Genomic DNA, 8489 nt, shown 5'->3' on the forward strand with positions numbered 1-8489 from the left:
GGTCCGACGGGGGCGGCGGGGGCGGAACCAGCTCGTCGTCCGTGAGGACCGGGCCACCGGCCCGCAGTCGCTCGATGGTCAGCTCGGCCCGACGCCGGGCCCGGGGGTCGTCGTCACGCCGGAAGACCAGCCTGTAGCTGCGGGCCGTGCGCAGGTCGATGGAGCCGAGGTCGATGTGTCTGCCACCCCGCTGCTCGACGGAGACCAGCTCGTATCCGAGCGCGTGCCCGATGGCCTCGGCCGGCGCCCGCTGTCCCGCCGCGACCAGCAACTCGACCTGGCCACGCCCGTCGAAGCGGGACCGTATCGCGTCGGCGTCCATCCGGCCCGCCCTTCGTGAAAAGCCGTCGACCTCGTACAGGTGTACGGGGCCGACACACTGACGCAACGTCAGACCACCCGCCGCGCCCCCGCCGAAGGCACCGCCTCGAAGATGCGGGGGGTGGTGCAGGAGGCGGCCGTGAAGGCCTCCTCGATCGCCTTGGTGAGGGCGGGTACGTCGGTCGCCTCCGCCAGGACGATCGCGGAGCCGCCGAAGCCGCCGCCGGTCATGCGGGCGCCGAGGGCGCCGTGGGACAGGGCGGTGTCCACGACCAGGTCGAGCTCGGGGCAGGAGATGCGGAAGTCGTCGCGCAGGGAGGCGTGGCCCTCGGTCAGGACCGGGCCGATGGCGCGGGTCTCACCGGCGTGCAGGAGGGACACCACCCGCTCCACCCGCCGGTCCTCGGTGACGACGTGCCGGACCAGGCGGGCGACCTCCTCCTCGTCGCCGAGCCGGGCCAGGGCCGCGTCGAGGCCGTCGTAGGGGATGTCACGCAGGGCGTCGACGCCGAGCAGGGCCGCGCCCTTCTCGCAGCCGGCCCGGCGCTTGCCGTACTCGCCGCCGCTGTGGGCGTGCTTGACCTGGGTGTCGACCACCAGCAGGCGCAGGCCCTCGGCGGCGAGGTCGAAGGGGATCTGCCGCTGGGACAGGTCCCGGGTGTCGAGGAAGAGGGCGTGGCCCTCGGAGCAGCAGGCCGAGGCGGTCTGGTCCATGATGCCGGTGGGCGCGCCGACGTAGACGTTCTCGGCGCGCTGGCACAGGCGGGCCAGTTGCCGGCGCTGGAGTCCCAGGTCGAACAGGTCGTCGAGGGCGAGGGCGATCACGACCTCGAGGGCGGCCGAGGAGGACAGGCCCGCGCCGGTCGGGACCGTCGAGGCGAGGTGGACGTCGGCGCCGGTGACCGGGTGCCCGGCCTCGCGCAGCGCCCAGACCACGCCGGCCGGGTAGGCCGTCCAGTTCTGGTCGCCGCCCGGGGCGAGCGAGTCCAGGCGCAGTTCGACGACCGTGTCCCCGACGTCCGCCGAGTGCAGGCGCAGCACGCCGTCGGTGCGGCGGGAGACCGCCGCGGTGGCCTGGTGCGGCAGGGCGAACGGCATCACGAAGCCGTCGTTGTAGTCGGTGTGCTCGCCGATCAGGTTGACCCTGCCCGGCGCCGCCCACACTCCCTCGGGCCGCGCCCCGTACAGCTCGGCGAAGCGCTCCTGGACCTGCTGTGCCCCCACTAGTGCTCCTTCGCGATGCTCTGCGCGAACTCCCACGCGTCCGCGACGATCCCCGCGAGATCCGCGCGGGACGGGTTCCAGCCCAGCTTGTCGCGGGCCGTGTCGGCGGCCGCGACCAGGACGGCCGGGTCGCCGCCGCGGCGCGGGGCCACCACTTCCGGGATCGGGTGCCCGGTGACCTTGCGGACGGTGTCGATGACCTCGCGGACGGAGAAGCCGCTGCCGTTGCCGAGGTTGCAGATCAGGTGCTCGCCCGGGCGTGCCGCCGTCAGGGCCAGCAGGTGGGCCTCGGCCAGGTCGGCGACATGGATGTAGTCGCGGACGCAGGTGCCGTCCGGGGTCGGGTAGTCGTCGCCGTAGACGGAGATCGCCTCGCGGCGGCCCTGGGCCACCTGGAGGACGAGCGGGATGAGGTGCGACTCGGGGTCGTGGCGCTCGCCGCGGCTGCCGTACGCGCCGGCCACGTTGAAGTAGCGCAGGGACACCGCGGCCAGGCCGTGGGCGGCCGCCTCGCCGGTGATCATGTGGTCGACGGCGAGTTTGGTGGCGCCGTAGGGGCTGGTCGGGGCGGTGGCGGCGGTCTCGACGATGGGGATCTGCTCGGGCTCGCCGTAGGTGGCCGCCGTGGAGGAGAAGACCAGGGTGCGGACGCCCGCCTCGCGCATCGCGCCGAGCAGGGCCATGCTGCCGCCGACGTTGTTCTCCCAGTACTTCTCGGGCTTCGCGACCGACTCCCCGACCTGGGAGGACGCGGCGAAGTGCAGCACGCCGTCGTAGGAGGCGTCGAGCCACTTGGCGGCGTCACGGATGTCGCCCTCGACGAAGGCGGCGCCGGCCGGTACGGCCACGCGGAAGCCGGTGGAGAGGTTGTCGAGGACGGTGACCTCGTGGCCGGCCTCCAGCAGGTGCTGGGACACGACACTGCCGACGTAACCCGCGCCACCCGTCACCAGGTACTTCATGAACTCGCTACCTCTCGCAGTCGCTCGGCCGCGCGTTCCGGCGGCACGTCGTTGATGAACACGTTCATGCCGGACTCGGAACCCGCGAGAAACTTCAGCTTGCCGGAAGTGCGTCGGATGGTGAAAAGCTCGAGGTGCAGCGCGAAGTCGTCCCGGGTGACCCCGTCGAACTCCTCCAGCGCGCCGAACGGGGCCTGGTGCCAGGCCGCGATGTACGGCGTGCGGGGCTCGTCCGCCGCGCCCCGCCCTCCGTCACCAGCGGCGAAGATCCGGTCGAAGCGCCTCAAGAGTTCCAGATAGACCTGGGGGAACTCTGTGCGTGCCGCCTCGTCGAGCGCGAGCAGGTCGGGCACCCGGCGCTTGGGATAGAGGTGCACCTCGTACGGCCAGTGGGCCGCGTAGGGCACGAAGGCCACCCAGTGTTCACCCTCAAGGACGACCCGCCGGTCGGCCGTCTCCCGGCGCAGGACGGCGTCGAACAGGTTCTCCCCGCCGGTGGCCTCCTTGTGCGCGGCGATCGAGCGGAGCATCAGCGCGGTGCGGGGGGTGGTGAAGGGGTAGGCGTAGATCTGGCCGTGCGGGTGACCCAGCGTCACCCCGATCTCCTCACCACGGTTCTCGAAGCAGAACACCTGCTCGACGGAGGGCAGATGAGACAGCTCCGACGTGCGGTCCGTCCACGCGTCCAGCACCAGCCGGGCCTGCTCGCCGGTCAGGTCGGCGAAGGACGCGTCGTGGTCGGAGGTGAAGCAGACGACCTCGCAGCGGCCGGAGTCGCCGGCGAGCGAGGGGAAGCGGTTCTCGAAGACGACGACGTCGTACGAGGAGTCGGGGATCTCGCTGAGGCGCTCGCCCCGGGTCGGGCAGAGCGGGCACTCGTCGGCCGGCGGGTGGTAGGTGCGGCCCTGCCGGTGGGAGGCGATGGCGACCGAGTCGCCGAGCAGCACGTCACGGCGGATCTCCGACGTGGTGACCGTACGGTCCAGCGGGCGACGGTCGGCGGCGGTGCGCACGGTGTCGTCCCGGAGGTCGTAGTAGATCAGCTCACGGCCGTCGGCCAGCCGTGTCGAGGTCTTCTTCAACGCCGGACTCCTCTACGTCCCGCACCCAATCACTCAACACAATCAAACATAACAGATCACAACTCGACAACACCTTGGACGATCACAATCAAACAAAGAACACCATAGGAACTGTTCAATATCTGAAGGCGGCGGCGTAGGTTCCGCTCTGGATCAGTTCGCGCGACGAAGCGAGTTCTCATGCAAACCCCCACATACGAACCCACCTACCTGGCGGCGCAGCTACGGCTCCCCACCAACTGGCTGGACTACACGATCCTGGCGATCTACTTCGTCGTCGTGCTCGGCATCGGCTTCGCGGCCCGCCGCTCGGTGAAGACCAGCCTCGACTTCTTCCTCTCCGGGCGCTCACTGCCCGCATGGATCACCGGCCTCGCCTTCATCTCCGCCAACCTCGCGGCCACCGAGATCCTGGGCATGGCGGCGAACAGCGCCCAGTACGGCGCCTACACCGTGCACTGGTACTGGATCGGCGCCATCCCGGCCATGGTCTTCCTGGGCCTGGTGATGATGCCCTTCTACTACGGCAGCAAGGTCCGCTCGGTTCCCGAGTTCCTGCTGCTGCGCTTCGACCGGGGCGCCCACCTGCTCAGTTCGATCCTGTTCGCCTTCGCGGCCATCCTCATCGCCGGCGTCAACCTCTACGCCCTGGCGATCGTCGTCGAGGCCCTGCTCGGCTGGCCGCAGTGGGTGGCCATCGTCGTCGCCGGCGCCTTCGTGCTGGCGTACATCACGCTGGGCGGCCTGTCCTCGGCGATCTACAACGAGGTGCTGCAGTTCTTCGTGATCCTGGCCGCCCTCATCCCGATCACCATCCTCGGACTGAAGAAGGTCGGCGGCTGGGGCGGTCTGACCGACAAGCTCACCGCCACCCACGGCGCCGACTTCACCACGGCCTGGGGCGGCACCGGCATCGGCAGCGCCAACCCGCTCGGCGCCAACTGGCTGACCATCGTCCTCGGCCTCGGCTTCGTGCTGTCCTTCGGCTACTGGACCACCAACTTCGCCGAGGTGCAGCGCGCCCTGTCCGCCAAGAACCTCTCCGCCGGGCAGCGGACCCCGCTGATCGCCGCCTACCCGAAGATCTTCATCGTCTTCCTGGTGATGATCCCGGGACTGGTCGCCGCCGCGATCATCCCCAAGTTCGGCACCGCCGGGTCCGGTTACCAGTACAACGACGCCATCCCGTTCCTGATGCAGGAACTGCTGCCCAACGGCGTGCTCGGCATCGCCGTCACGGGTCTGCTGGCGGCCTTCATGGCCGGCATGGCGGCCAACGTGTCGTCCTTCAACACGGTGTTCACCAACGACATCTGGGCCAAGTACGTGGTGCGCGGCCGTGAGGACGCCTACTACGTCCGCTTCGGCCGCCTGATCACCGCGGTCGGCGTGTGCGCCTCCGTCGGCACCGCGTTCCTGGCGTCCTCGTTCTCGAACATCATGTCCTACCTGCAGACCCTGTTCTCCTTCTTCAACGTGCCGATGTTCGTGGTGTTCATCGTCGGCATGTTCTGGAAGCGCGCCTCGGCCAAGTCCGGCTTCTGGGGCCTGCTCGCGGGCACCGTGACCGCGATGGTCAACTACTTCGTGCTCTACAAGAAGGGCATCATCTCGATCCCCACCGACCAGGGCGCCAACTTCGTCTCGGCGATCGCGGGCTTCGTCGCCGGCGCCGTCGTGATGTTCATCGTGTCCCTGTTCACCAGGCCGAAGCCGGAACGGGAGCTCCAGGGCCTGGTCTACGGCACCCGCTCCCCCGGCATGGCCGAACCGCCCGCCGCGGGCGACGACGCCTGGTACCGCAAGCCCGCCCTGCTCGGCTGGGGCGCGATCGTCCTGGCCGCCGCCTGCTACATCCCGTTCTCGTTCTGACCGCGGGAGGATGAGGAAACCATGACCGAGCACTCCGACCGCGACCCCGAGCGGTTCCATTTCTCCGAGGACGACGTCCAGCGCGAAGTCACCGACCTGGAGGGCAAGTCCGAGACGGCCGCCCGCCTCTTCGACCTGCGCCGCATCATCGGCGGCCTGTTCGTGCTCTACGGCGTCATCGTCACGATCACCGGCATCACCGACTCCCAGGCCGCCATCGACAAGGCCCAGGGCGTCAACATCAACCTGTGGACCGGCATCGGCATGCTGCTCCTCGGCGTCTTCTTCCTGGCCTGGCTGAAGCTGCGGCCCACCCCGCCGCCGGTGCCCCGCGAGGGGCTGCCCGAGGAGCCGGGGGAGAAGGCGTAACACCGGCCGGGCCGCACCGGCCGCGCGGTCCAGCAGACCGGTCCGTGCCGCCAGCGCCGCCGCCTCGAGGCGGGAGCCCACCCCCAGCTTCATCAGGACGCGCTGGACGTGCGTGCGCGCCGTGCTGGGAGCGATCCCCATGCCGGCGGCGATCAGCCGGGTGTCCTCCCCCTCGGCGACCCTGACCAGTACCTCCACCTCCCGCGGCGTGAGCATCTGCAGCAGCCGCTGCCCCTCGTCGTCGGGCTGGGCCGCCGGATTGAGCAGCTCGCCGAAAGCGCCCTGCAGCAGCTGCGGGGCCACCGCCGCCTCACCGGCCCGGGCCTTCATGATGGCCCGCTCGACGCCCTCGATCCGCTCGTCGTGCCGCACGTACCCCGACGCGCCGGCCGCGAAGGCCGCCGCGATGCCCCGCGGTGACGGCACCGGGCCCAGTACCACCACCGCCACCTGGGGCCGCTCCCGCTTGATCTTCACCACCGGGTCGAACGCCCCCGGCTCGGCCGGCGCCGCCGTGCCCAGCAGGCACACCTCCGGCGCCCGTGCGATCACCAGATCCGCCGCGCCCGCGGCCGGTGCCGCCGCCGCGAGCACCCGGTGCCCGCGCAGCTTCAGCGCCGACGCCAGCGCCTCCGCGAGCAGGCGATGGTCGTCGACGACCATGAGCCGCACTCCCATGCAGCAACCCCCAGTCCCCCCATGGATGCCCCACTATGGACGCCCACCGCGCACCACGACAGAGGGCCCCCCGGCACCCCGCCCTTCATGCCCCCGGAAGCTACACGCTTGTTCGACGTCGCGCTGCCCCTATGAAGGAGAAGTGCCCCGGATCGATGAAATCCGGGGCACTCCCTGGTAATACCTGGCATTCACCCCGGGCGCCCGGAAGCGCCGAGGGGCGTGCGGTCAGCCGCCCGCGCCGAACGCGAGCAGCAGGTACTCCTTGCCGTAGGACGAGGCCTTGTGGGCGTACACGGACGACATGTACAGCCGGCCCTGCCCGAACAGGATCTCCGCGTAGTCGGGCAGCATCGTGGTCTCCGCCTGCCGCACGTCCTGCGCGGCCGGGTTCTCCAGCAGCTCGGTCGCCTTGAAGGAACCGCCGTCGATGCTGACGACCTGGCCGCCCTTGTCGTACGGCGGGCGCTTGTAGGCGATCAGGTTGCCGCCGTCCATGCGCAGCGGGGCGAGCAGGTAGCCGTCGCCGGCCTCGGCGCGCTGGCCGGTCTCCTTGCCGGTGGCCAGGTCGAAGGCGACGACCTCGTTGGTCTTGCTGTACTTGCCGGTGCCGTCGTGCTCCTCGGTCGGCACGAACAGCTTGCCGCCCCCGGCGACGACCTCCCGGCAGTCCTCGATGCGGGTGATGCCGTCGCAGCGGCCGGCGTAGGTGTCACCGGGCGCGGAGATGCGGGCCAGCAGCTTGCCGGTCTTGCCGTCGACGGAGAAGTAGTCGGAGATGCCGCTGCCGTCGCCGGCGCTGTCGCCGACGTCGGCGGCCACCACCAGCGGGTCGGTGGAGACGATGCCGGCGTACTCGATGCCGGAGGCCATCTTGTAGTCGGAGATCACCTTCCCGGAGGCCGGGTCGATGGTCTGGACGTGGAGCTGGCGGTCGCCGTAGCTGCCGCACTTGCGCAGCGCGACCAGCTTGGCGCCGCCGCCGTAGCCGGCGTCGTAGCAGGAGTCCCCCGGCTTCGGCTGCCACAGGGCCTTGCCGGAGTCGATGTCGAACGCGGCACCGCCGTTGGTGCTGCCGACCGCGACGGTGTGCTGAGCGACCGTCACGTTGTCCAGGTTGATCGTGCTGTCAGCGGACTTGGCCGTCCTGGTCCACAGCTTGGTGCCCTTGTCGAGGTCGATGGCGGCGACCTGGCTGCAGCCCGCGCTGGAGTTCTTGGCGGGCATCTTCGGCTGGAAGACGATCGCCGTCTTGTTGTCCGCCGTCACGTGCTTGCTGGCCGTGCACACCGGGCCCGGCAGCTTGACCGTCCACAGCTTGGTCCCCTTGACCGGGTCGTAGCCGACGATCTGCGCGATCCCGCTCTTGGCGTACACCTTGTCGGTCAGCCAGGAGCCCGCGGTGACGACGGTGTCGGACGTCTTGGGCATCGGGGCCTGGAAGAGGACCTTGCCGGCGGGGTCGGCCGGTGCCTTCTCCTTGCCGCCGGTGGAAGTGCCCCCGGAGCCGTTCTTGCCGCCCGTGCCCGCGCCGGAGTGCGCGGTGTCGTCCTTCTTGCCGTCACCGCCGGAGGACTTGGCGTACCAGACGCCACCGCCGATGATCAGGGCGATCACGACGAGCGCCGCGGCGACGATGACGAAGGTGGTCGTGTTCCTGCCACCACCGCCCTGCGGGGGTGCCGGCGCGACGGGGACGGTCGGGTAACCGTAGGGCTGCTGCTGCTGGGCGTACGGGTTCTGCGGCGCGCCCGGGTAGCCGTAGCCGGGCTGCGGCTGGGGCGGCTGCGGGACCTGCGGAGGGCCGTAGCCGGGCTGCGGCGGCGGGGGGGCCTGCGGGTAGCCGTATCCGGGCTGCGGCGCCGGCGGCTGCTGCGGAGGGCCGTAGCCGGGCTGCGGCGGCTGGGGCTGCTGCGGCGCGGAAGGTTGCTGCGGGTAGCCGTAGCCGGGCTGGGGGCCGGGCGGGGCCGCGGGCAGCTGG

The 8489-nt window shown here is 70.7% G+C and carries 7 protein-coding genes and 1 pseudogene; 2 read left to right on the top strand and 6 right to left on the bottom strand.

From position 1 onward, the window contains the following. The 4 genes from V7E45_RS36080 to galT form a co-directional block, all read right to left on the bottom strand. Window positions 1-322 (bottom strand): hypothetical protein (locus V7E45_RS36080; protein WP_333778500.1); only part of this gene is annotated, 322 nt, incomplete at its 3' end. A 68-nt stretch (window positions 323-390) separates the two neighbouring features. Next, window positions 391-1545, bottom strand: a complete 1155-nt coding sequence (gene galK, locus V7E45_RS36085; protein ID WP_333778501.1) for a galactokinase — start codon at window positions 1543-1545, stop codon at window positions 391-393. Continuing rightward, a complete protein-coding gene (gene galE, locus V7E45_RS36090; protein ID WP_333778502.1) occupies window positions 1545-2507 on the bottom strand; it encodes a UDP-glucose 4-epimerase GalE in 963 nt (320 codons plus the stop codon). Before galE ends, galK begins: the two co-directional genes overlap by 1 nt. Then, entirely contained in the window at window positions 2504-3589 is a 1086-nt protein-coding gene (gene galT / locus V7E45_RS36095; protein WP_333778503.1) for a galactose-1-phosphate uridylyltransferase, read from the bottom strand. The genes galE and galT overlap by 4 nt, the downstream gene beginning before the upstream one ends. A gap of 180 nt (window positions 3590-3769) precedes the next feature. Between galT and V7E45_RS36100 the strand changes: the two genes are divergently transcribed. Both V7E45_RS36100 and V7E45_RS36105 read left to right on the top strand, forming a co-directional pair. Beyond that, window positions 3770-5461 (top strand): sodium:solute symporter family protein, encoded by a 1692-nt coding sequence (locus V7E45_RS36100; RefSeq protein ID WP_333778504.1) that lies wholly within the window; start codon window positions 3770-3772, stop codon window positions 5459-5461. Window positions 5462-5482: 21 nt separating this feature from the next. Continuing rightward, window positions 5483-5830 carry a hypothetical protein gene (locus tag V7E45_RS36105; protein WP_333778505.1) on the top strand — a complete coding sequence of 116 codons (348 nt, stop codon included), beginning with the start codon at window positions 5483-5485 and terminating at the stop codon, window positions 5828-5830. Between the two features lie 3 nt (window positions 5831-5833). On the opposite strand, the pseudogene V7E45_RS36110 reads toward V7E45_RS36105, so the two are convergent. Both V7E45_RS36110 and V7E45_RS36115 read right to left on the bottom strand, forming a co-directional pair. Then, window positions 5834-6508, bottom strand: a pseudogene (locus tag V7E45_RS36110) (helix-turn-helix transcriptional regulator); the annotation flags it as partial. A 228-nt stretch (window positions 6509-6736) separates the two neighbouring features. Beyond that, a complete protein-coding gene (locus V7E45_RS36115) occupies window positions 6737-8485 on the bottom strand; it encodes an outer membrane protein assembly factor BamB family protein (protein ID WP_333778506.1) in 1749 nt (582 codons plus the stop codon). Window positions 8486-8489: the final 4 nt, after the last annotated feature.

This window comes from Streptomyces sp. IBSBF 3136 (assembly GCF_036815105.1).
In the GTDB taxonomy this organism is placed as follows: Bacteria; Actinomycetota; Actinomycetes; order Streptomycetales; family Streptomycetaceae; genus Streptomyces.